The 23,167-nt window shown below is 58.8% G+C and carries 22 protein-coding genes, 4 tRNA genes and 1 pseudogene; 11 read left to right on the top strand and 16 right to left on the bottom strand.

What is annotated here, in order from left to right; translation table 11 throughout:
* Positions 1 to 2: 2 nt before the first annotated feature.
* Positions 3 to 1,319: a 30S ribosomal protein S12 methylthiotransferase RimO gene (gene rimO, locus BKX93_RS19820; protein ID WP_070981914.1), complete on the bottom strand. Its 1,317-nt coding sequence runs from the start codon at positions 1,317 to 1,319 to the stop codon at positions 3 to 5.
* A 277-nt stretch (positions 1,320 to 1,596) separates the two neighbouring features.
* Here rimO and speG point away from each other — a divergent pair, with 277 nt between their 5' ends.
* On the top strand, positions 1,597 to 2,130 hold the full coding sequence (gene speG / locus BKX93_RS19815) for a spermidine N1-acetyltransferase (RefSeq protein ID WP_046158714.1): 534 nt from the start codon (positions 1,597 to 1,599) through the stop codon (positions 2,128 to 2,130).
* Between the two features lie 40 nt (positions 2,131 to 2,170).
* On the opposite strand, the gene BKX93_RS19810 is transcribed toward speG, so the two are convergent.
* From BKX93_RS19810 to phaR, 3 genes are all read right to left on the bottom strand, one after another.
* Positions 2,171 to 3,256, bottom strand: coding sequence for an RICIN domain-containing protein (locus BKX93_RS19810; protein WP_052729434.1), 1,086 nt, complete (start codon positions 3,254 to 3,256; stop codon positions 2,171 to 2,173).
* Positions 3,257 to 3,423: 167 nt separating this feature from the next.
* Positions 3,424 to 4,716, bottom strand: coding sequence for a tetratricopeptide repeat protein (locus BKX93_RS19805; RefSeq protein WP_070981012.1), 1,293 nt, complete (start codon positions 4,714 to 4,716; stop codon positions 3,424 to 3,426).
* A gap of 92 nt (positions 4,717 to 4,808) precedes the next feature.
* Positions 4,809 to 5,369, bottom strand: coding sequence for a polyhydroxyalkanoate synthesis repressor PhaR (phaR, locus tag BKX93_RS19800; RefSeq protein ID WP_021477065.1), 561 nt, complete (start codon positions 5,367 to 5,369; stop codon positions 4,809 to 4,811).
* A gap of 188 nt (positions 5,370 to 5,557) precedes the next feature.
* Here phaR and BKX93_RS19795 point away from each other — a divergent pair, with 188 nt between their 5' ends.
* Complete coding sequence (locus tag BKX93_RS19795; protein WP_046158713.1) at positions 5,558 to 6,112, top strand: phasin family protein; 555 nt, start codon at positions 5,558 to 5,560, stop codon at positions 6,110 to 6,112.
* 133 nt (positions 6,113 to 6,245) lie between these two features.
* Entirely contained in the window at positions 6,246 to 7,382 is a 1,137-nt protein-coding gene (locus BKX93_RS19790) for a M14 family metallopeptidase (protein WP_070981008.1), read from the top strand.
* Positions 7,383 to 7,440: 58 nt separating this feature from the next.
* On the opposite strand, the gene BKX93_RS19785 is transcribed toward BKX93_RS19790, so the two are convergent.
* The 3 genes from BKX93_RS19785 to ygfZ all read right to left on the bottom strand — a co-directional run bounded on the left by BKX93_RS19785 (position 7,441) and on the right by ygfZ (position 10,762).
* A complete protein-coding gene (locus BKX93_RS19785; RefSeq protein WP_244887199.1) occupies positions 7,441 to 9,366 on the bottom strand; it encodes a hypothetical protein in 1,926 nt (641 codons plus the stop codon).
* Positions 9,324 to 9,629, bottom strand: coding sequence for an H-NS histone family protein (locus tag BKX93_RS19780; RefSeq protein ID WP_021477061.1), 306 nt, complete (start codon positions 9,627 to 9,629; stop codon positions 9,324 to 9,326). The genes BKX93_RS19785 and BKX93_RS19780 overlap by 43 nt, the downstream gene beginning before the upstream one ends.
* Positions 9,630 to 9,727: 98 nt before the next feature.
* Entirely contained in the window at positions 9,728 to 10,762 is a 1,035-nt protein-coding gene (gene ygfZ / locus BKX93_RS19775) for a CAF17-like 4Fe-4S cluster assembly/insertion protein YgfZ (RefSeq protein ID WP_186009448.1), read from the bottom strand.
* Positions 10,763 to 10,974: 212 nt separating this feature from the next.
* Between ygfZ and BKX93_RS19770 the strand changes: the two genes are divergently transcribed.
* From BKX93_RS19770 to BKX93_RS19745, 6 genes are all read left to right on the top strand, one after another.
* Positions 10,975 to 11,050 (top strand) — tRNA-Asn (locus tag BKX93_RS19770).
* A gap of 33 nt (positions 11,051 to 11,083) precedes the next feature.
* Positions 11,084 to 11,159: transfer RNA gene (locus tag BKX93_RS19765), tRNA-Asn, on the top strand.
* Positions 11,160 to 11,191: 32 nt separating this feature from the next.
* Positions 11,192 to 11,267 (top strand) — tRNA-Asn (locus tag BKX93_RS19760).
* Positions 11,268 to 11,350: 83 nt separating this feature from the next.
* Positions 11,351 to 12,208, top strand: coding sequence for a DMT family transporter (locus BKX93_RS19755; protein WP_070981004.1), 858 nt, complete (start codon positions 11,351 to 11,353; stop codon positions 12,206 to 12,208).
* 59 nt (positions 12,209 to 12,267) lie between these two features.
* Positions 12,268 to 12,729, top strand: coding sequence for a large conductance mechanosensitive channel protein MscL (mscL, locus tag BKX93_RS19750; RefSeq protein WP_021477058.1), 462 nt, complete (start codon positions 12,268 to 12,270; stop codon positions 12,727 to 12,729).
* A gap of 245 nt (positions 12,730 to 12,974) precedes the next feature.
* Complete coding sequence (locus tag BKX93_RS19745; RefSeq protein ID WP_070981002.1) at positions 12,975 to 13,544, top strand: TMEM165/GDT1 family protein; 570 nt, start codon at positions 12,975 to 12,977, stop codon at positions 13,542 to 13,544.
* A 51-nt stretch (positions 13,545 to 13,595) separates the two neighbouring features.
* On the opposite strand, the gene BKX93_RS19740 is transcribed toward BKX93_RS19745, so the two are convergent.
* The 5 genes and pseudogenes from BKX93_RS19740 to BKX93_RS19715 form a co-directional block, all read right to left on the bottom strand.
* On the bottom strand, positions 13,596 to 15,395 hold the full coding sequence (locus tag BKX93_RS19740; RefSeq protein ID WP_070981000.1) for a methyl-accepting chemotaxis protein: 1,800 nt from the start codon (positions 15,393 to 15,395) through the stop codon (positions 13,596 to 13,598).
* Positions 15,396 to 15,481: 86 nt separating this feature from the next.
* Positions 15,482 to 16,156: a methyltransferase domain-containing protein gene (locus BKX93_RS19735; protein ID WP_083340608.1), complete on the bottom strand. Its 675-nt coding sequence runs from the start codon at positions 16,154 to 16,156 to the stop codon at positions 15,482 to 15,484.
* A complete protein-coding gene (locus BKX93_RS19730; protein ID WP_070980996.1) occupies positions 16,099 to 16,476 on the bottom strand; it encodes a DUF1289 domain-containing protein in 378 nt (125 codons plus the stop codon). The genes BKX93_RS19735 and BKX93_RS19730 overlap by 58 nt, the downstream gene beginning before the upstream one ends.
* A gap of 253 nt (positions 16,477 to 16,729) precedes the next feature.
* Positions 16,730 to 17,829, bottom strand: a protein-coding gene (locus tag BKX93_RS19725; RefSeq protein WP_145929247.1) for an IS3 family transposase whose coding sequence is annotated in 2 segments (ribosomal slippage) — positions 16,730 to 17,568 and positions 17,568 to 17,829 — 1,101 coding nt in all. Because the reading frame shifts where the segments join, the coding sequence is not laid out codon by codon here.
* Between the two features lie 77 nt (positions 17,830 to 17,906).
* Positions 17,907 to 18,800 (bottom strand): annotated as a pseudogene (locus BKX93_RS19715) (IS5 family transposase).
* A 363-nt stretch (positions 18,801 to 19,163) separates the two neighbouring features.
* Here BKX93_RS19715 and BKX93_RS24200 point away from each other — a divergent pair.
* Together BKX93_RS24200 and BKX93_RS24865 are read left to right on the top strand one after the other, a co-directional pair.
* Entirely contained in the window at positions 19,164 to 19,706 is a 543-nt protein-coding gene (locus BKX93_RS24200) for an AidA/PixA family protein (RefSeq protein ID WP_160298982.1), read from the top strand.
* A 274-nt stretch (positions 19,707 to 19,980) separates the two neighbouring features.
* Entirely contained in the window at positions 19,981 to 20,688 is a 708-nt protein-coding gene (locus tag BKX93_RS24865; protein ID WP_144408896.1) for a hypothetical protein, read from the top strand.
* Positions 20,689 to 20,773: 85 nt separating this feature from the next.
* Here the strand turns inward: BKX93_RS24865 and BKX93_RS19710 are convergent, their stop codons facing one another.
* The 4 genes from BKX93_RS19710 to BKX93_RS19695 all read right to left on the bottom strand — a co-directional run bounded on the left by BKX93_RS19710 (position 20,774) and on the right by BKX93_RS19695 (position 23,113).
* Entirely contained in the window at positions 20,774 to 21,706 is a 933-nt protein-coding gene (locus BKX93_RS19710; protein ID WP_070980994.1) for an IS5 family transposase, read from the bottom strand.
* 663 nt (positions 21,707 to 22,369) lie between these two features.
* Positions 22,370 to 22,446, bottom strand: a tRNA-Pro gene (locus tag BKX93_RS19705).
* Between the two features lie 30 nt (positions 22,447 to 22,476).
* Positions 22,477 to 22,842 carry a MerR family transcriptional regulator gene (locus BKX93_RS19700; RefSeq protein WP_231178694.1) on the bottom strand — a complete coding sequence of 122 codons (366 nt, stop codon included), beginning with the start codon at positions 22,840 to 22,842 and terminating at the stop codon, positions 22,477 to 22,479.
* Positions 22,811 to 23,113 (bottom strand): integration host factor subunit alpha, encoded by a 303-nt coding sequence (locus tag BKX93_RS19695; protein WP_011134908.1) that lies wholly within the window; start codon positions 23,111 to 23,113, stop codon positions 22,811 to 22,813. Before BKX93_RS19695 ends, BKX93_RS19700 begins: the two co-directional genes overlap by 32 nt.
* Between the last annotated feature and the right edge of the window lie 54 nt (positions 23,114 to 23,167).

The following is a 23,167-nucleotide window of genomic DNA, read 5'->3' as shown; positions in this document are numbered from 1 at the left end:
CGTCAGCGACGCTCGCCCCACAGGTCGTGCTCGCTGCAATCGACGATTTCCACCTGGTAGAACTCGCCCGCTTGCATGCCAGTCGAGTCTTCGACAAACACCAGGCCGTCGATCTCCGGCGCGTCGGCATAGCTGCGGCACACCGCGGTGCCCTCGTCATCGATCTCGTCCACCAGCACTTTCAAGGTCTGGCCGACGCGGCGCTCCAGGCGGCGCGCGCTGATCTCGGCCTGCACCTCCATGAAGCGCTCCTTGCGGGCTTCTTTCACGTCTTCCGGCACCGGGTTCGGCAGCTCGTTGGCGGTGGCGCCCTCGACCGGTGAGTAAGTGAAGCAGCCGACGCGGTCGAGCTCCGCCTCGCGGATGAATGCCAGCAGTTCCTCGAAGTCTTCCTCGGTCTCCCCGGGGAAGCCGACGATGAAGGTGGAGCGGATCACCAGTTCCGGACAGATCTCGCGCCACTTCTTGATGCGCGCCAACACGTTGTCGCTGTTGGCCGGCCGTTTCATCAGCTTCAGCACCTTCTGGCTGGCGTGCTGGAACGGGATGTCGAGATACGGCAGGATCTTGCCGTCGCGCATCAGCGGAATCACCTCGTCCACGTGCGGGTACGGGTAGACGTAGTGCAGGCGCACCCAGATGCCGTGGCTGCCCAGCTCCTCGCACAGCTCGGTCATCCGGGTCTTCACCGGGCGGCCGTTGTGGAAGCCCAGCTTGTACTTGGTGTCCACGCCGTAAGCCGAGGTGTCCTGCGAGATCACCAGAATCTCTTTGACGCCGGCCTTGGCCAGGCTCTCCGCCTCGCGCAGCACGTCGTGGATGGGACGGCTTTCCAGATCGCCGCGCATCGACGGGATGATGCAGAAGGTGCAACGGTGGTTGCAGCCCTCGGAAATCTTCAGGTAGGCGTAATGCTTGGGCGTCAGGCGCACGCCGATATCCGGCACCAGGTCGACGAAGGGGTCGTGCGGCTTGGGCAGGTGGGTATGCACCGCGGTCATCACTTCATCGGTGGCGTGCGGGCCGGTCACGGCCAAGACCGACGGATGCACATCGCGCACCACATCGCCCTTGGCCCCCAGACAGCCGGTGACGATCACTTTGCCGTTTTCGTTCAGCGCTTCGCCGATGGCGTCCAGCGACTCCTCTACGGCGGAGTCGATGAAACCGCAGGTGTTCACCACCACCAGGTCAGCCCCATCATAGGAAGGAGCGATTTCATAGCCTTCGGCGCGAAGGCGGGTCAGTATCTGCTCGGAATCGCTCGCGGCCTTGGGACAACCAAGGGAGACGAACCCGACACGGGGAGTCTTGTTCATGTTCAACGTCTTGGGCGGAAACAAAATCGCGCGATTATACAACGGTTTGTCTAACGATACCCATTTGGTTTAAACGGAAAGGCGCAGAGCGACGCAGCAAGCCTCGAGCACTCCCTTTCATGCTCTCTCCCCAAACATCCCGCCATGGTTCGCGCGCCGCCAATTGCGGCGACACCGCTCCCCGCTCCAGAACTCGCGCGCCGCGCGTCGGTCACACCGCTGTCGCGTCGACGCCTGCCGATTTCCATTCTCCCCCTCGCATGCATAGGAAACCCAAATGCCGTCCCCTGCCGTCAATCTCAAACTGCGCCCGCTGGAACGGGACGATCTGGCCTTCGTCCACGAGATGAACAACAACGCCAACATCATGCGCTATTGGTTCGAGGAGCCGTACGAGGCCTTCGTCGAACTGGTGGACCTGTATGACAAGCATATCCACGATCAGAACGAACGCCGTTTCGTGGTCGAGGATGGCGCGCGCAAGGTGGGGCTGGTCGAGCTGGTGGAGATCGATTACATCCACCGCCGCGCCGAGTTCCAGATCATCATCCACCCGGAACACCAGGGCCGCGGCTACGCCAGCCAGGCGACCCGGCTGGCGATGCGCTACGCCTTCGCCGTGCTCAACCTGTACAAGCTGTACCTGATCGTCGACAAGGAAAACGCCAAGGCGATACACGTTTACCAGAAGCTGGGTTTCCAGCCGGAAGGCGAGCTGATAGACGAGTTCTTCGTCAATGGCCGTTACCGCAGCGCGCTGCGGATGTGCCTGTTTCAGGCCGCGTTTTTGCAAACGGCGGTCGAGGGCTGACCGAATCCGGCCAGTCTCGGCCGGACTCGCCCCGCTCCCGTCAGCGCGTCGGCAAGCTCCAGCTCTGATTGGCCGTGCCGCCGCATTGCAGCAGACTGACCGGCTGCCCGGAACGGTTGGCACTCAGGCACAGGCCGCTCTTGGCGCTGCGTATCGCGCTGCCGCTGCGCGTCCAGGCGGATGTCCCGCTGCAGCTGCGGATGTCGACGCCGCTGCCATGCTCTTCCAGGCAATAGTTGTCCTTCAGCTGCAGCGAGCCATCCTTAGCATGCACCCAGGCCTGGTTGCCGCCGCCGTGGCAGCCGTAGGCAATCGCCGCCGCGCCCTCGCTCGCGCCGCCGCTGGCGTCCAGGCACTGGCTGCCGTTGGCGATCGGTCCTCGGGTGCTGTTGCCGATGCCGTTTTCCTGCGCGCTGCTCTGGCTGTAGGCCGTGACCTTGGAAAAAGCCGGGCAGGCGTCGCTGACCGAGGTGCCGCTGATGCTGCCCGGCACCAGCCTGCCGGCGACGAAGCCGGACGGGACCCCGAATGTCGCCTTGCTATAGGGCTGGCCCAGGCAGGTGGCGCGATTGCTGTTCCACTCGAAGTATTCGGCCCAGTTGACCATATTGTGCGGCGAGATCTTGCTCGCCGCGGTCTTGATGCTGCCCAGCTTGAACGACGCGCCGCTGGTCTGATCGGTGACGGTCACCCCCAGCCAGCCGCCAGCCTCGTAAGCGACGTGGAAGCGGTAGCTATGCCCCTGCGTCCAGTCCACGTGGATGCGGCAGCTGCGGCCAGTGCCTTCTCCGGAGAAAGTGGTGCAGTAACTGCCGGCGCTGCCCGCTTTGGCATCGGTGGTGTCCCAGGCGGAAAACAGGAAGGTGCGCTTGCCGCCGCCATTGCTCTGCATGCCGGTATAAGCGCCGGACGTGCCGACCAGATCGAACTGGTTGGCCCAGTACACATTGGCGGAATAGCCTGGATCGCGGTCCACCTTGATGGTGAAATCAACGGCATCCATGCCAGCCGACGCGGCGGCGGGGAACCGGTAGTTGGTATAAGTGCCCGGGGTCTTGCCCAGGGCATGGGCCAGAGGGGAAAGCGAAAGCAGCAGCAGCAAGGGAAGCGTGGTTTTGGCGTGCATCGCGGTCATCCTTCATGAGATTGACGAAAAACACACGCAAACGATGCCACTCGTCTGCGCATGGCGATGGCTTTATGAATATCCAAAATAGAGCAATTGATCAATATGAATTAATTACAAATACCATCCAAATACCATGGCAGTTTGTTTCGAATCACTCATAACGCCTAGCGTTTTCGCGCGCAGACGAAGTCGCCCCACACCGGGCAGCCGGACTCGTCCCTGACCGGCATCCGCGTTCTTTCCAGTACCGCCCAACCTTCTTGCAGCAAGCGGTCCAGATAACGGACATGGTGGCGGTAGCGGCCGCTGTGATGCAGCCGGAAATCGCCGGCCTCGCCGTCGTCCAGGCTTTCGGTGCAGAACAGCAGCAGGCAGCCAGGCATCGCCCGCGCCGCCAACAGGATGAACAGCTCTTCCAGTTCGCCCAAGTAAGGCAGCGTGTCCATGCAGACGATCAACTGGTAAGCCCCGCCCCCTGTCCGGAGAAAGTCACGCAGTTCCCGCTCATCCAGGCTGTCGTATATTCCCTTGGCCCTGGCCCGCTCCAGCATGCCGGCGCTCAGATCCACGCCATCGAGCCGGCTGGCGTAAGGCCGCGCCGCCTCGCCGACCAGCCCGGTGCCGCATCCCAGGTCCAGCGCGGACAGCGATTGCGCCGCGATGCCCAGGCGGGACAGGCAAGCCGACGTCCATTGCGGGCCCTGATAGCGCAGGCGCGCAAGATCCTGATCGAAGCTGGCCGCCGCGGCGTCGAAGGCGCTGCCGACGTATTCGGCGTCGCAGGAATCCGGCGCCTCTCCCCCGCCGAACGCCGCCAGCATGTGCCGGGCCACTGGGCTGTCGCCCCGCTCCCGCAGCCAATCCTGAGCCAGCGCTCTCGCCTCCTCATGCCGCCCCAGCTCGCACAATGCCTGTCCCACCGCGATGGGCGCCATCGCCCCGGGCGGTTCGGCCAGCACGCCCAAGGCATTGCAGCGCCGGGCCTCGCCGTGGCGTCCCAGCCGCAGCAGCATGCCGGTCAGCAGATGGAAGGCATCCGGGCAATGCTGGTTCAGCGACACCGCATGGCACAACGCCTGCTCGGCTTCGGCGTCCCGGCCGGCCCGCATCAGCTGCGCGCCCAGATTGGTCCAGTAGAAATAACGGGCCGGGTCAAGCCGGGCGGCCTCGCTCAGCGCGCTCACCGCCTCTTGGTCCTGCCCCATCCGCGCGCGGGCCAGCCCCAGATTGAAATGCCACTCGGCATGGCCGCCATCCGCCGCCACCGCCCGCTCCAGCAACGGCAGCGCTTCATCCGCGCGGTCCCGCTGCATCAGCAGGAAGCCCAGCCAATGCCTGGCGGCGGCGCCCTGAGCCTCATCGTCCAGCAGATCGCGGTAGGCTGATTCCGCCGCCTCCGCGTCGCCGGACAGGTGCAGCCGCTGCGCTCGCCGCAGGCGCTCGTCTTCAACCGTCATGCTCGCTTTCCCCGGCTGTCAAAACACAGGCAAAAAACAAGGCCGGAGCGTTTCCATCCCCGGCCCTTCATGATCCCTGCCGCTTTCGCCGCTCAGGATTTGTCCTTGTCCTCCGAACCCGGATAGCCCGGGAAACCGAATCCGCCGAACAGCTGCTTGGTCTGCTCCTGCATGCGGTTTTGCATCTCCAGGAACATGCCGGTGCTCTGCTCCATGTAGTTGGCCATCATGTTCTGGATGGCCGGCCCCTGCAGCTTCATGAACTCGCCCCACATCGTGGTGTTCAGCATCGCGTTGTCGCCATACATCGCGCGGGTCTGTTCCTGCATTTTTTGCTGCAGCTGCGAAAACAGCTGGAGGTTCTTCTCCAGGAAAGGCCCCATCATGCCCTGCATCGCCTGGCCGTAGTAGCGGATGAACTGAGTCAGCACCTCATAGCTGAACATCGGCATGCCGCCGTTTTCCTCTTCCAGAATGATCTGCAGCAACACGCTGCGGGTGATGTCTTCTTGAGTCTTGGCATCCACCACCTGGATGTCGACATTGTCCAGAACCAACTGTTTGACATCACCCAAAGTGATGTAGGAACTGGTGGCGGTATCGTACAGACGGCGGTTCGGGTACTTCTTGATGACCCGTTTCTCAACACTCATTTATCGCTCCTGGTTTATCTTCGTGGTGTTGTGCGCTGGCAATCTAACATAAATACAACAAACTAGAGCAAATCTTCTACCACCCCTTTGCCCCTTGTGCTACATTTACGCGTCATTGTGCGGCGCACAATACCACTTCAACGGAACACAGTCGGACCCCATTTTCCACGCAATGGAGGTTTTACACCATGTCCTACAACAACGAACAGCTGAACAAGCTTTCCCTGACCGGCCTCGAGTCCACCCTGCGCTTCGCCCAGATCGCGCTGGACAGCACGGAGCGCCTGGTCAAATTGCAACTGGAAGCGTCCAAGCAGTCGCTGGAAGACCATACCAAGGCCGCCAGACAACTGACCGAATTCAAGGACTCCCAGGAAGCGATCAACCACCTGAACAAGCTGGCCACCCAGTCCATCGACAAGCTCGTCAACCATTCGCGCGATCTGTACGAAGTGGTCTCCGGCACGCAAAGCGAGCTGAGCAAGCTGGTTGAGGAGAGCGTAGGCCTGTTCAACAAATCGCTGATCAGCTCGATCGAATCCGTGGCCAAGAGCGCGCCCGCCGGCTCCGACGCCACGCTGAACGCGGTGAAAACCTCGGTAGCCGCAGCCGCAGCCGCGGTCAACACCTTCAGCAAGGCCGCCCAGCAAGTGGCCGAATTCACCGACAGCAGCGTCAAGGCCGCCACCAGCGCCACCGCCGACGCGGTGAAGAACTCCGCCAAGCGCGGCGCCACCGTCTGAGGCCTGAGGGCCAGCGCCCTTCGCCGCAACCCCGCCTTCACGGCGGGGTTTTCGCATTAACGGATGCGCGCTCCACGCTGCGGCGGTACAATCCCGCTTTACCAGATTGAGCAAGCACGACAGGTTCCCCCGCATGAAAATCAGCAGCAACTTCGACGCCGGCAGTATCGAGATCGTCTCCGCCGACAGCCTTGAAGACATCCAACTGCGCATCTGCCGCGACAACGCGGCCGACTTCGCGCAGTGGTTCTACTTCCGCGTGCAAGGTGCTGCCTACCAACACTGCACCTTCCGCTTCCTCAACGCCGCCGAATGCGCTTACCCGCAGGGCTGGGTGGACTACCAGGCGATGGCCTCCTACGACCGCGTCAACTGGTTCCGCGTGCCCACCCACTACGAAGACGGCGTGATGGTGATCGAACACGTGCCGCTGTCAGGCAGCATCTACTACGCCTACTTCGAGCCCTACAGCTACGATCAGCACCTGAACCTGATCGGCCAGGCCCAGGGCTCCGGCCTGTGCCAGGTATCCGACCTAGGCTCCACCGTGCAGGACCGCGACATGAACCTGCTGACCATCGGCCACGAGGTGGAGTCGGACCTGAAGATCTGGATCACCGCTCGCCAGCATCCGGGCGAGACCATGGCGGAATGGTTTGTCGAGGGCTTCCTCAACCGCCTGCTCGATCCGCAAGACCCCACCAGCCGCGCGCTGCTGGACCGCGCCACTTTCTACGTGGTTCCCAACATGAACCCGGACGGCTCGGTGCTGGGCAATCTGCGCACCAACGCCGCCGGCGCCAACCTGAACCGCGAGTGGGCGAACCCCAGCGCGGAAACCAGCCCGGAAGTGCTGGTGGTTCGCCAGAAAATGCTGGAAACCGGCGTAGATCTGTTCCTAGACATCCACGGCGATGAGAACATACCTTATGTATTCCTGGCCGGCACCGAAGGCGTGCCGTCGTGGAATGCCAAACTGGAAAAGCTCGCGGACAGCTTCCGCCACCATTTCCTGCTGGCCAGCCCCGATTTCCAGACCGAGCACGGCTACCCGCGCAACGAAGCCGGCAAAGCCAATATGAGCATCGCCACCAACTGGGTATGCGAACAGTTCGGCTGTCTCGCCTTCACGCTGGAAATGCCGTTCAAGGACAATCACAACCTGCCCGACGACGACTTCGGCTGGAACGGCCAGCGCAGCCTGCGCCTGGGCGAATCCGCCCTCAGCCCGATCTACGCGGTGCTCAATGATCTGGCACGCGGCGAATAATCCGCGTTCCAAATGAAAAAGCCGGCGATCGCCGGCTTTTTTCATGCCCCGCTCGCGCTCACATCGCCACGGGCAGCTTGTCCAGCGCCTTCACCAGCTCCACCTCGGCCATGCACCAATCGCTGCCTTTTTCCAGCACCTTGCCCAGGGCGATCTGGAAATGCTTGCCCCGGGCAGTCATGTAGAACTGCTTGCCCAGCATGTACAGCGACAAGGGCAAGATCAACGCGTTGATCACCTTGCCCGCGCGCCGATATGGCATGAACAGGCTGATGTGGCCGGCCAGCCAGACCTGGTCCGGCGGCAGCGTGGGATCGATCAGACGGGTATCGGTCGGCCGCAGCGACGCCGCCAATGGCCGCGTGCTCAGCGTTTCCACCCCCAGATAGATGCGCTCCCGGCCGGTGCGCTTGACGCGGCGGATGATGCCCAGGCTCCAACCCTCCTGCTCCGGCTCGCGAAAGCCGATCAAGCTGCCCAGGCTGACCCACTCGTTTCCCATCACATCCAGCGACACGCCTAAGCCCGTCTGGCTGACATTCTCCAGCGACCAGCGCTGAAACTCCTGCGGCAACCCTGCTTCCGCGGTCTCTCCAGACAACGACAGCGAACTGGTGGCGGGCAACGGCGACAGCGTCTTGTCCCGCTTGCGGCTGGTGACGAAGCCATAGATGCGGATATTGGCCGCATCCTCGTAGCTATCCTTGTCCACGCCTCGCTGGCCCTGCATCTGCTCCTCGTCCGGCCTGCGAATCAGCTTGTGCAGCAGATGCAGGCGATGCGCGACCTCCACCTGCCGGTCGCTGACCGCCACCCGTTCCGCGCGCTCGAACAACACCGGCTTGGCCGCCCACTCCCGGGTCAAGATGCGCAGCAACGACGCGTCGATGCCAGGCTCGATCAGGCGTTTCAATTCGGCCGGAATTCGGCTCGCCTCCATCACGATCGCCCAGCCATGCAGAATTTCCACCAACTCGGCCGTATTCCAGTAACGCGCCCATTCGCCAGCCTCCCCTTTCACCCGCGCGGCGGGCTTGGGCTCGGCCAAAGACACGCAGAAACTGGCGTCGGCGAAATAAGACTTGCTGATTGTCATGCGATTGCTGAGCAAGGCCAGCAACTCATAGGAGAAATTCACTTGCCGGGCGTTGAGATTGCCATTGCTCAGCACCGACATCATATGCAATGCCAGATACTGATCCTGGACCGTGGTCGCGCCGTTCTTCTCGCCAAAAAGAAATACCGGCCGGCTATCCCAGCCGCGCTGCTCGGCGAATCGATACAGCTGATTGGCATTCAGCCAGAATACTTCGTCTGGCTGGTAATTTCTCACATACTGCCATTTGGCATACTCGGCAAGGTAATAAAACATCCGCGCCAGCACCAAAGGCAAATGCTCTTGCACCTTTACGCCATTAGGATTATCTGGCTGGACAGGTAATGCATATTGGTAAAAATCGGTAAATTGCTTGCCGTAATTCAGGATTTGCGCGCGCAGTTGAGTTTCCAGTACCTTGGGCATGCGGGCATTCATCAGGTATTGCACGCACAGGGTATCGTGCAACGCCTGCGTTTCCTGATTCAACGCCAGCACCGCCTCAAGCTGGTCTGCGGATAGTTCCAAAGAAGGCGAGTTCAAGCCCGCCAGCAACTCGGCAACCTTGTCGTGCGCGCCGGCGCCGAACTCCTGTTTCAGCTTTTCCGCATAGGCTTTCGCCGACGATGCGTTGGCCAAGGGATCCTGCTTGCCCTTGGATCCCCTTGCGAAGAAATCCAGCATGCTCTTGTCCAGTATCGTTAGGCCCCCGAGCCGAGCGGTGTTCCGCCTGCGCAGGCTGCCATCACTATTTATAGCAAGCAGCGACGCTCGCTGCTGCCGGGCAAGAAAACCATTAGAAAAAAAAAGCGCCGAGTCGGCGCTTTCTTTATATGAATCCAAACTTAGATAGCCAGGGCTTCCAGCTTTTTGCCGCTGTCGATCCAAGCCTGCACCCAAGCCGGTTTGCGGCCGCGGCCAGTCCAAGTCAGGTTGCTGTCGCTGGGGTGGCGATACTTGGCTTCCACCGGCTTGCGCACCGCCACGGCCTTGCTCAGCACGTCTTCCACGCTCAAGCCATAGGCGCGGGCCAGTTCGATAATCTGCTTTTTGGCCTTGGATTTTTCTTCCACTTCGCGACGCTTGATTTCGTTTTCTACGTCAGCCTTCAGTGCGACCAGCGCGGTGAATTCCAGCTTGGACAGATCCATGACATGTTCCCTTGATTATTGGTTTAACGATTTACAGGATGTAATGTAGCCAATCGAAATGGCGCAAGTCAAGGATTAAAAAGAAAATGGATTACCCATTATTCTGTCACGGATTCGATGGCATACGGCAATTCCAGCCGATGCAGCGCAATAGTATGTTCCTCATCGGCAAATATGCCAGCTTCCCACGTCTGAGATTGCGCCACGGCCAAGCCCAGATAAGAGGAATCGTTCAACTGACATACAGCCGCCAGCATGCCTATCGACTGATCCGGCAATTGCGGACTATAAAGCTTGGCCCCAACCGGCAAAGCGGTATCAAATGACACCTTGAACATCCTGCGCTTCATCTTGCCCAGATACTGGCTGCGCGCGACAATTTCCTGGCCTGGATAGCATCCCTTCTTGAAGTTGACCGCGCCAATCAATTCCATATTCGCCATTTGCGGCACAAACTGTTCCTGTGTCGCCTGCACCACCCAAGCGATTCCAGCCTGAATATCCCGCAATGCCCAGGCTTGCGCCAGCGCAGCCTGCAAGCCTTCCGCGCGGGCGATGTCCTCGCCGATCCCGCAGCCGTCTTTCAACGCCAGCAAATAGCCGCCATTCGGCAAAGCCACCAGCGCGGCTTCAGACTGGGCTTCAACCTGCATTTTTCCCAACGAAGCCAGGCCAGGGAAATGTTTTTGCAACTCGCTCCTGGCCAAAATGCCGGACATCCCCAATAACGACCAATCTCGATCCAGCGTCACCTTCACCTTGGAACGCAACACAAACATGGCGAGCCTTTTGGCAACAGCCTCGGCGATATCGGCGGAAACCATCAGGCAATAAGCGCCCTCATGCTGCCAGATCAGAAAACTGGCCAGCATGCGTCCCTTCGCGGTGGAATAGGTGCTGTACTGCGCGCAGACCGCCGTCACTTCGCGAATATCATTTGACAACTGTCCCTGCAGAAACCCGGCGGCATCCTCGCCCTCCACCCGGATCAACACAAAGTTTTCCAGCGGGGCCAATACCGATCCATTTTCCAAGGCAGCCACCTGCTCCAGATGGGATGCCAACGACGCTTGCCCGTTTTCACCGCGGACCACGCCCTTTTGCCTCAACCATTCATCCCAGAATGCATTCATGTTCCGTTGACTCCGCATTGATTTTCGATAGTTGATCTTACCGCCAACGGCCATCCCGTCGCCAGCGGCGCCCGACATGACCAGTGGAATACCATTGCATAACAAACACCTAAGTTATCCTTCCCCGGCCCGCACATCCGCGGCCGTTTTTTTTACCGCGGCAGGCATTGACAAGGCTGTCGGGCTCCGTATATAGTTCGCCCTCACTCAATTCCCTGATAGCTCAGTTGGTAGAGCGACGGACTGTTAATCCGCAGGTCGCAGGTTCGAGCCCTGCTCGGGGAGCCACCGCTTCTGTGGCTGAAATTTGAGTGCGTTTGTTCCCTGATAGCTCAGTTGGTAGAGCGACGGACTGTTAATCCGCAGGTCGCAGGTTCGAGCCCTGCTCGGGGAGCCACACCGCCTAAGGCGCCCAATTCAAAGTTTTGTTCCCTGATAGCTCAGTTGGTAGAGCGACGGACTGTTAATCCGCAGGTCGCAGGTTCGAGCCCTGCTCGGGGAGCCAGAATACGACAAGCCGCAGCTCACGCTGCGGCTTTTTCGTTTCGCGTTTCCCTTTTACAATCGTCTCCATCCACTGGAGAAACGATGTTGAACAAACCCATACCGCTCGCCATCGGCGCCATCCTGCTATGGGCCTCTCTGGCCACGCTGGGCGCGCTGACCCGAAGCCTGCCGCCCTTTCTCGTTGTCGGCGCCAGCCTATGCGTCGGCAGCCTGCTGTCGATCCACCGCGCCCGTGATTGGAAAGTTCCGCCGCTGACTCTGCTGGTTGGCATCTACGGTCTGTTCGGCTACCACTTCCTGCTGTTTTTCGCCTTCCGGCTGGCGCCTGCGCTGGAGGCCAACCTGCTCAACTATCTGTGGCCTCTGCTGATCGTGATGCTGTCCCCGCTGCTGCGCCCCGGCACCCGATTGATGCGCCGCCACATCATCGGCGGCATTCTCGGCTTCATCGGCGCCGGACTGATCGTCACCGGCGGCAAGCTAGCGCTGTCCCAGCAGTACCTGCCGGGCTACCTGCTGGCGATCTCCGCCGCCGTGGTCTGGTCGACCTTCAGCCTGCTCCTCGGCCGCCTGCCCGCCTTTTCCGGCAGCGCGATGGGCGGCTTCTGCCTGGCATCCGGCCTGCTGTCCCTGTTGTGCCACGCGCTGTTCGAGCCCGCGGCGCAACCCACCGCCATGCAATGGGCGACGCTGGTCCTGCTGGGCCTGGGCCCGATGGGCGGCGCCTTTTTCCTGTGGGAGCGCGCGCTCAGATTTGGCGATCCCCGGCAGATAGGCTCGCTCTCCTACGCCACCCCGCTGCTCTCCACCCTGCTGCTGACCGCCAGCGGACAGGGCGCGCTCAATCCGCTGGCCGCCGCCGCCATCCTGCTCATCCTGGGCGGCGCGCTGCTGGGCACCTTGCCGGACCGACGGACGCCGCAGATCCAACCTCAGTAGCTTTGCCCAAAACATGCATTAACAGTTAAAATAATCACTATCAAATAAAAGGAAAAGCCATGTCTGTTCTGAAGGAATTCAAGGAATTCGCCGTCAAGGGCAATGTGATCGATCTCGCCGTCGGCGTCGTCATCGGCGGCGCATTCGGCTCCATCGTCAAGTCGCTGGTGGACGATGTGATCATGCCGCCCATCGGCCTGCTGATCGGCAATGTCGACTTCTCCAACCTGTTCTTCGTGCTGAAGGACGGCGCCAAGCAGGCCGGTCCCTACGTCTCGGTCGCCGCCGCCAAGCAGGCCGGCGCCACCACGCTGAACCTGGGCCTGTTCATCAACTCGCTGGTCAGCTTCACCATCGTCGCCTTCGCCATCTTCATGCTGGTCAAGGCCATCAACCGGCTGAAGCGCGAAGAAGCCGCGCCCGCCCCGGCCGCGCCCGCCACCAAGGAATGCCGCTACTGCCTGTCCGCCATCCCGGAAAAGGCCACCCGCTGCCCCTGCTGCACCTCCCAGCTGGACTAGAAGCATAGCCAGCGGCGGCGTCGAAATCGGCGCCGCGCTTGCCCGCGCAGGACGATTCCCCTACAATCGCTTCCGTTCTGGGGGAGTAGCCTCGGCGCGCGACAGCGCCGGCACCGGTCAACATACTTGGCATTCGCCATGGCCGCTGCGACGATCTTCCGTTTGGCAAGACCCATGACATGTTTGCGCACAGCGGGGCCGCGGCGCAGGCTTGTCATGGCGTGTCCGCGGCCCCTGGAGTTCCCATGCAAGCCTTCATGATTTCCACCGGCGTGGTGGCCTTGGCCGAGATCGGCGACAAGACCCAATTGCTGGCCCTGCTGCTCGCCTCCCGCTTCAAGAAGCCCGTTCCCATCATCCTCGGCATTTTCGTATCGACGCTGGTCAACCATTTCGCCGCCGCCGCCGTCGGCCAATGGCTGATGAGCCAGGTCGGACCCGACCTCATGCGCTGGGGCCTGGGCCTGTCCTTCGTCGCGATGGCCGTCTGGATGCTGATACCCGACAAGCTGGATGAGACCGACGCGCTGCGCGAACGCTTCGGTATTTTCGGCACCACCGTGATCGCCTTCTTCATCGCCGAGATGGGCGACAAGACCCAGATCGCCACCGTGGCGCTGTCGGCGCGCTTCCCCGAACAGCTCTATATGGTGGTGGCCGGCACTACGCTGGGCATGATGATCGCCAATGTGCCGGCGGTGCTGCTGGGCGAGGTGGCGGCGAAAAAGCTGCCGCAGAAGCTGATGCATGCGATCGCCGCCGCGCTGTTCATCGGACTGGGCATCGCCACGCTGATGACTCCGCTGTCGCTGTAATCGCAGGCATGAAAAAGGGAGGCCGAGGCCTCCCTTTTTCTCATTCCGCGCTCACTCCTGCGTCAACAAGGCGTGGGGATCGAAACCCACCCGCAAGGCGCCCCAGTGCCGTCCGCGCAACTCCAGCGGCAGCACCACCTCGGACAACACCTCGCCAGTGTCGCGGCTATATGTCTGCAACAGGAAAGGCTGCACATTGCGCGCCGCGCGCAAACCGGCCGCGTCGTTGAAGATGCGCTTGTCGCGGCTCTCGATCAGATCCTTGGCCGGATCGCCGCTGGGCGGCTTGCTGTACCAGCTGTTATGGGTCGGCGCGTAGCCGTTGCCATCCACCGCCACGCAGAACTTGCCGCCCGGAATCTGCCCCACCACGCCGTCCAGCATCGGCTGCAGCAGCTTTTCCAGCTTGGCATCGTAGGCAGTGCGGTATTTCGCCGGCGCGGTGCCGGCAATCTGCTGGTAACGCTGATCGAACAGGTCCAGGCCGCTCTGCTGCGTCTGCTGCAACAAGCCCTGCACCTGATCGCGGACGCTACGCGCCCGATTCACCGCCTGATCGAAAGCGCCGTCGCCGATGACGAACTTGGAAACCAGCTCCTGCACCTGCTCCGCCGCCACCGTCAACTCGGTCGCCGCCTTTTCCGTCTGCCCCAGACGGCTGCTCACCAGTTGCCCCAGCTGGTGGATTTCAGCCACATTCAGATTCACCTGCTGGTTGCTGTCGGCGAAACCATGCATGGTGGAGGCAATCTGGCTCAGGCTGCTGGATGTCGCCTCGAAATCGCCCATCATTTTGCTGAAATGCTCGGACGCGCGCGAGATCACGTCGCGCGCCTGGTTGGTATCGGCGGTGATGGCCTCGGTTTCCTGCTGGGTATTCGCCACCAGGCCCAGCATGCCGTCGATATTGCGCGAAATTTCGTCGGTGGCGGTCTTCACCCGCTCCGCCAGCTTGCGCACCTCGTCCGCCACCACCGCGAAGCCGCGGCCGCTCTCGCCTGCGCGCGCCGCCTCGATGGCGGCATTCAGCGCCAGCAGATTGGTTTGCTCGGACACGTCCTTGATCAGATCGACAATGGTCTTGATGCTGGCCGAACGCTGGCTCAGATCCTCCACCGTGTGGTTGAAATGGCCGACCTTTCGGCTGATGTCGTGAATGCTATCCGTCACCAGGCGCAATTCCTGGTAAGAGTCGCGCGCCACTTTCAGGTTCTCGGCGGTGGTAGAGGAGATGGCCTCCGTCTGCTCGGTGACCAGCCCCGCGCCGCGCGTCGAATCGTCGCTGGCCTGCCTCACCTGCTTGGCCAGATCGTCCTGCTGCCGGGCGCTGCCCAGCGAATCGGTGACATTGCGCCGCGTCACCGCGGAATCCATCGCGATGCGCACCGTCATCAGCCTCACCTTGCTGATGATTTCCCGCATTTTCAGCAAGAAGCGGTTGTAAGACAGCGACAGCTCGCGGATCTCGTCATAGGTAATGGTGGGAATCTCGCGCGATAGGTCCCCAGCGCCGGCGCCGATCTCGTTGAAGATCTGAATGATCATGCGCAACGGCCGCACGATCAGGTAGCGCAGATACCAGACCATGAAAGCGATGAAGACGAAGCTCAACGCCCACAGCCCCAGCGTCCAGTAGAGCGCGCTGTCTATGCTGGCCTCGACTCCGGCCATGATCTGCGGCGACACCCCAGCGCCGCGCAGGCTGTCGCGGATGTCGGACAAGGCGTGGTAGCTGTAGGCCACCATCAGCAGCTGGAACAGGCTGATGAAGAAAAAACTGCACAACTTCTTGCCAAGCGTGTTCCAGAATGTCTTTTCCGAAAACGTGTACAAGCGCCAAAACCACTCCATTTGCTCTCCTCTTGCCGGCTGTGCCGCCGCTATTTTTTATTAGGACGTTATTTTTTCCGATGCGCGCCGCAATTGCCAGCCGATTCTCATCCGGAAACTTGATCCACATCAAATCCACGCCGCCGCCATACCATCCAGCGCTCGCTATCGCGGAAAACCGCGACGCTCGGCCCCAACGCCTCATCCGCCTCCAGCCTGAACCACGGCGACAACAGATCCGCCAGAGACTCGGCATCGATGCCGAACGGCGGCCCCCGCTCGGCGTCGGCGATGAAAAACACGCCGGCCAGCGCCCCGCCGGGACGGATCAACGCCGCGACTCGATCAGCATATTGCTTTCGCATGCGCACAGGCAAGGCGCACAAAAAAGCCCGCTCGAACACACAGTCGAAAACGGGCAACTCTTGCAGGAAAAAATCGGCTAGCAATAATCGGCCAGCGGCCTCCGGCCACTGCCTGGCAGCCAGCTCGACCGCGGCCTCGCTGAAATCCACCGCCAGCACCTCATGCCCCATGCCCAGCAAGGGCGGCATGTCTGCCGCGCTGCCGCAGCCCGGCATCAATACCCGCCACGACGGCTGCGCGGAGAAAAACTCGCGCGCGGGCGGCGGCAATTGCCCGCCCTCCCATGGCATCACGCCTTCTCGGTAACGCTGCTCCCAGAAATCCGCCTTGGAACTGTCCGCCATATCATCCTTTCGAATCACTTCTCCAGCAGCCATGCCGCCGCCCGCTCCAGCGACAGGCCCGCGCAATCGCATGCGTCCTCGCGCGCCGAAGCGGCGTCGCGCCAGCGCAAGCGGCCCGCCTCATCTACTCGATAATGCCCTCCCGCGGGCAAGCGTCCCCACTCGACTCCATCCATCTCGTCCAGCTCCAGCAACGCGCCGCAAGCCGCCGCCAACTGCAGCAGACGCAGGCGCGCAGGCAGACGCAGCCACACCGCCTCCCGCTCATCCGCCGACATGAAGCACCACTGGCTCACTTCAGCGAAGGTGCGCGCGCAACCGCGGCAAACGTTGTCGCCCAGCGCGGTTGAACACAGGGCGATGCAAGGGGAATCGGGACGGGTAATGCTCATTCGGATGCTCGGCTCGGAAAAACAATGACTTGAAAACGATCTGTCGCTGGCGACAAAACCAAAACGAGTATATCAGCAACAGAAGGACAAACTGGCATCGGATAAAACCGATAATAGGAAGGACTTTGTTGCACAAATCAGTTAAAGGCCGAGCTACCCCAATCCCCAGCCGGATTTATCCCATGCGTACCGTTTGCGGCGTGCCCAGGGCTGTAAAGCGATGACCTCCTCCCGGCTAACCGAGCGGTCTAGTCTAGAGATTTCCGGCTTCAAGGTGAGCAAGTCTGAACTCGCTCGGGGTCTGGTCGCCCAGCGAACTGTGCGGCCTGAATTCATTGTAATCCTGCCGCCAACGCTCGATCTTTTCACGTGCGTCATCCAGCGATAAAAACCAATGCACATTCAGGCACTCATCCCGCAGACTGCCGTTAAATGACTCGATAAAGGCATTATCCGTGGGTTTCCCTGGTCGTGAGAAGTCCAGCGTGACGCCTTGCTCATAGGCCCACTGGTCCAGCGCCAGGGAAATAAACTCGCTGCCGTTGTCGACCTGAATTCGTTGCGGTGTCCCGCGCAAGGCTTGCACATGCTGCATCGTAGCAACCACGTCTGCGGCTTTCAGCGCGAAATCCACCGTGATCGCCAAGCTCTCCCGACTAAAATTATCCACCACAGTTAAGGCCCGGATTTTCTGGCCGTTGAACAACTGATCGGCGACGAAATCCATGCTCCAGCAGGCATTCAAACTGGAGACCGCCGGCCGAGCTTGCCGGTGCGCGGCCGCCACTCGCCGCTTGGGCCGTTTGCGCCGGAGGTTCAAACCCTCCTCGCAGTAGATCCGGTAGGTCTTCTTGTGATTGATCTGCCAGCCCTCACGCCGCAGCAGGACGTGGATGCGGCGCGCGCCATAACGAATACGCGTGGCGGCGATCTCGTGGATTCGCTGCCGCTCCGCACGATCGTCTCGAGGGTGAGGGCGATAAAAATAGGTAGCTTGCCGCAGTTGAATGACCGCGGTGGCGCGACGGATGCTGACGCGGTAGGCGTCGATCAGGAAGTTCGCCAGCTCGCGTTTGCGAGCCGGCCTCACAGCTTTTTTTGGATGACTTCCTGCAGCATCTGCTTGTCCAGGCTCAGGTCGGCGACCATGCGCTTGAGGCGGGCGTTCTCTTCTTCCAGTTGTTTCAGGCGGCGCAATTCGCTGACGCCCAGGCCGCCGTATTTCTTCTTCCAGTTGTAGAAGGTGGCTTCGGAGACGCCCATCTTGCGGCAGACCTCGGCGACGGTGGTGCCGGATTCCGCCTGGCGCAAGGCGAAGGCAATCTGTTCTTCGGTGAACTTCGATTTTTTCATGACAAATCTCCTGCCCGGATGGGCTTAAATTTGCCAGAAATCTCTACTTTTCGCCGCTACGTTTTTGCGGGAGGAGGTCAGCGATTCAGAATCGCTGCACAGATTTGAAGCTCGCTACCTGCCGGTCAAAGTCTCGCGACTTGACGCGGTCCGCCAGCAACTTGAAACAGTGCATCTTCGTTTCGACCAGGCTGCGTCGACGGTAACCACTCCACTTTTTTCCAGAGCGTTCGCCCCAGATACTTCACCGAGCGTAGCGACTCATTTCGAGCCTGATTGCCCTGTGAATTCCCTTTCCAGAATTGGCCGTTTCGACGCGGGGGAATGATGGCCGCAGCCCCACGCTCCGCAATCGCAGCGTGACATAGCCGTGTGTCGTACGCCCCATCCGTGGTCACCGTTACGACTTCCTCTGCCTCCGGAATTTGCGATAGCAACTCCGGCAACATCGTGGCATCGCCGGTGCGATTGTCGGTCACTTCCATGGCTCGGATTTCCAGCGTTTCCGCATCAATCCCCAGATGCAGCTTGCGCCATTGACGGCGGTAGTCAGCGCCATGTTTTTTCACCTTCCACTCGCCTTCGCCCATCATTTTGATGCCGGTGCTGTCCACTAGGAGATGCAGGCAACCCTGCTTCTTCTGCACCGAGATGCGCACCTGCAGGTCTTTCTGCCGGCGGGAAAGCGTACTGAAGTCGGGAACAGCCCAGTCAAGCCCAGCCAGACGAAGCATGCTTTCGACCATCCCTGTGGCTTGCCGTAACGCTAGGCCAAAAAGACATTTAATGGTGAGACAGAACTGAATGGCGGCGTCAGAGAAGGTCGGCTGCCGTCCCCGTTTGCCTGTGGCAGGCGCCAGCCAGTTCATGTCTTTGTCGAGCCAGAGGAGTAGCTGCCCTCGCTGCTTGAGGGACTGATTGTAGGCATGTCAGTTGGTGGTCTGGTACTTGGGACGGAGGGGCTTGTTCATGCCATCACTCTACCGGACGCAAGCAGACCCCGATTTGTGCAACAAAGCCTTTTTCAACTGAGGAAACCACTTATAAGCAAATAGCAAAGTACATAAAATTACGCCATCTATATAACTTTCAAGTCTAAAATAACCATCCTATCTAACAGGAAATCTAACTTGACTTTTTCCAAACACTACATTTAGAAAAATCATTTGCACTTCATCCATAGCTACCCTTTCCCAATACTCACTTGAGTAATTCTATCTATATCTATCTGCAAAACCAAATTTAATACTACCCAATGGAAACTGCAGGTCTAGTTACTTATTTTCAAGCCTGCTCAAATTTCCTACATGACTTCACAACATGGGAGAAATAAAATGAGCAAGATCATTAATATCAATGCCATCTTTGACACAGAGACCATACTCGAAAAATATGGGCCGGGCGGACAACCAGAAAGAGGAATAGGCATTTATCATGATGATGTGTACATGGTAACCGAAAAAGACAACCTATTTCATCCCAGTTCCCAAGCAACCGCTAACCTTTGGATAAAAGCGGACCTAGGTGATGTTGTACGCTGGAGATCTGTCTCAGTTTCGGGCGACGTCAGCCAAAGTGTAATCATTTATAAGCTTGTCAGGTTTGAGGGCCCCCCCGACAATCTCCCAATCATGAGAACCCCCGAACCAAATCTCGCTATGCCTTGGCGGCCAATACCACAGCAAGATGCAAGCTTAAATGTTGATCCACTTAAGTTTAACGCAATGCAAATACCAGACTACTTCCTTAGTTCAGCCATCCTTAAATCTGGCTGGGAAGGAGATGAGGTACACTTCTACATCACCCAAGAAAAATCAGGCCGCAACATTGAGATCCTAGGATACTATCGCTGGGACCCAAGAATTACAGTCAATTAACAAAGCCTACACCTCTCCAAACGCAAACCCGCCGCATTGATATCCTCTTCAATGTGGCGATACTTCTTAACAAAGAGCTTTATATTAAAATAAATCAACAATTCAATAAAAATATTCTCACCCCACATACGAGAAGCGATATACATAGAATTCACAGCTTCAACCAAAATTGAAAGCCCACAACACCAGACGTCCCTCCTTACTTAACTATAGATAGAAGTCACTAATTGAGCACTTGTAATGATCGCATCCAATCACCATCAGGAGATTTAACATGATCGACTCACCAGACTTCACAACCACATTCTTGGGAAGTACCTATTTATGGGCTGTTGAGGTGCCAAACCCATCCATAATCAGGGGAAGATTTCATGCGCCTGCAGGATGGCAGGCAGGCAAAGGAGGAGATCCAAATGCTTGCCGTATCGGAGTATGGCCTGGGCTCACAATTCCCAACTTACCAGACAATCGCAAAGCTCCGATCGCCACGCAGGAAGTTATTGGAACGGATGGGATTTTCCATCTGGAAGTAAATGACATCAACTTCCGATCAGGTAACTACATCATTGCGTATTTTCTCGATGTCATGGATATACAACGTGCAATTTGTACGACGTTGACCCTTTCTAACGGAAAAGCAACCATATCTGAGTACACTGCAATAGCCTTCGCGGGGCATGAGATCATCAATAACGAACTCAATATAAAAGTCAACTATACTTCACCAATTTCAAACAACCCAAGTGACCCAACCGACACTATGGTCGTGTATTTAGGCGACAAGCCAGCCTCTCCTTGGCTTAAACATTTAATTGGCTTTATGACAGTTACAGACCTTATTGGACCAGGCCACAACTCAGGAACAACAAAAGTGCCAATGTCAGCCGCCATGACTCCTGGCAGCCAATATGTCATTGAATATGTCCCTGCGGGGGATCCATGGGCTGCCAGCGCATATCAGGTAATTACTTGGCCTCATTAAAGTGCATTGTAAAAATGGGGTGGCCTATCAGGGCTTTGTTGCACAAATCAGTTAAAGGCCGAGCTACCCCAATCCCCAGCCGGATTTATCCCATGCGTACCGTTTGCGGCGTGCCCAGGGCTGTAAAGCGATTCAGAATCGCTGCACAGATTTGAAGCTCCGCTACCTGCCGGTCAAAGTCTCGCGACTTGACGCGGTCCGCCAGCAACTTGAAACAGTGCATCTTCGTTTCGACCAGGCTGCGTCGACGGTAACCACTCCACTTTTTCCAGAGCGTTCGCCCCAGATACTTCACCGAGCGTAGCGACTCATTTCGAGCCTGATTGCCCTGTGAATTCCCTTTCCAGAATTGGCCGTTTCGACGCGGGGGAATGATGGCCGCAGCCCCACGCTCCGCAATCGCAGCGTGACATAGCCGTGTGTCGTACGCCCCATCCGTGGTCACCGTTACGACTTCCTCTGCCTCCGGAATTTGCGATAGCAACTCCGGCAACATCGTGGCATCGCCGGTGCGATTGTCGGTCACTTCCATGGCTCGGATTTCCAGCGTTTCCGCATCAATCCCCAGATGCAGCTTGCGCCATTGACGGCGGTAGTCAGCGCCATGTTTTTTCACCTTCCACTCGCCTTCGCCCATCATTTTGATGCCGGTGCTGTCCACTAGGAGATGCAGGCAACCCTGCTTCTTCTGCACCGAGATGCGCACCTGCAGGTCTTTCTGCCGGCGGGAAAGCGTACTGAAGTCGGGAACAGCCCAGTCAAGCCCAGCCAGACGAAGCATGCTTTCGACCATGCCTGTGGCTTGCCGTAACGCTAGGCCAAAAAGACATTTAATGGTGAGACAGAACTGAATGGCGGCGTCAGAGAAGGTCGGCTGCCGTCCCCGTTTGCCTGTGGCAGGCGCCAGCCAGTTCATGTCTTTGTCGAGCCAGAGGAGTAGCTGCCCTCGCTGCTTGAGGGACTGATTGTAGGCATGCCAGTTGGTGGTCTGGTACTTGGGACGGAGGGGCTTGTTCATGCCATTATTCTACCGGACGCAAGCAGACTCCGATTTGTGCAACAAAGCCGAGCTAAACACCAGTATATTTATAATCCCGGCAACATTTTGCGGAAGAACTGAGAATTCAGGTGTAAAAAATGGAATGGATCGGCTTGTTATACTAAATACAGTTGCGAAAGGAGTTGTCGATTCTATGCGAGGGGCGCACCCTATATACGTGTTCCCATTTCATGAAAATAAACAACCAAGCGAAGAAGACAACATAGAGAAGATGAACGGACACGCGTGGAGAAAAGCACGGAAGAGAGCAGCTGAAAAGTTCACCAAGCAATATTTGCGAAAAGCAAACCCCCGGCTTTGCTGCGTTCCGGGTTCATGACCTGAAGCACACCTTCGGGCACCGACTAAGGATCGCGGGCGTGTCATTTGAAGATCGGCAAGTCTTGCTAGGCCACGTGAGTAAGAACGTAACGACACACTACTCAGCTCCCGAAATCGGGCATCTGATCGAAATGGCGGAAAGGGTAAGCGAAACAGATCAACGACAGCTTGTTTCCCCCACCATGCTAAGAAGGAAAACCACCTGATGCCACAACCCCACAAAATCCCCACGCCATCGAAGGAGACAATAAAAAAGCCCTGCGGGAACAGGGCTTAATTACTTTAAAAACAAGGCTCTATTGGTCGGGGTGAGAAGATTCGAACTTCCGACCCCCTGCACCCCATGCAGGTGCGCTACCAGGCTGCGCTACACCCCGACTTAAGAGAAACACAGTGTAACTGATTTATTATTTTTTGCCAATACCCGAATCCAACCATTCAAGGATGGATTCCAATTCGGCGCGCACTTCCTGCGCGGTGACCGGGCGTTCGCTATCGTCGCCCATTCCCAGCCGCTGGCGAGCGCCCTGAATGGTGAAGCCGTCGTCGTACAACAATTCGCGAATGCGGCGCACCAGCAAAACTTCGTGATGCTGGTAATAACGGCGATTGCCGCGCCGTTTCACCTGGCGCAACTGGGAAAACTCCTGCTCCCAATAACGCAGCACATGCGGCTTCACCCCAGCGAGTTCGCCGACTTCGCTGATGGTGAAGTAACGCTTGGACGGAATCGACGGCAGATCAGCCTTGCTTGTTAGCATGGTATTGCTCAACCATTCCCTTGAGTTTCTGGCTTGCGTGGAACGTTACCACACGGCGGGCGGTGATGGGAATCTCTTCCCCGGTCTTGGGATTGCGGCCCGGACGCTGCGGCTTGTCGCGCAACTGGAAGTTGCCGAAACCGGACAGCTTAACCGAATCCCCAGACTCCAGCGCCAGCCGGATCTCTTCGAAAAACGACTCGACCATGTCCTTGGCTTCGCGTTTGTTCAGACCAACCTGGTCAAACAGCAAATCGGCCAGTTCAGCCTTCGTCAAAGTCATGACATTCCCCTCAAACTTCTAAACCACAATCGACGGGCGGACCCATTGGGATCC

Source organism: Chromobacterium vaccinii (assembly GCF_001855275.1).
Taxonomy (GTDB): domain Bacteria; phylum Pseudomonadota; class Gammaproteobacteria; order Burkholderiales; family Chromobacteriaceae; genus Chromobacterium; species Chromobacterium vaccinii.
Note: the sequence above shows the minus strand (reverse complement) of the source record. Positions and strands in the feature narration are given on the sequence as shown.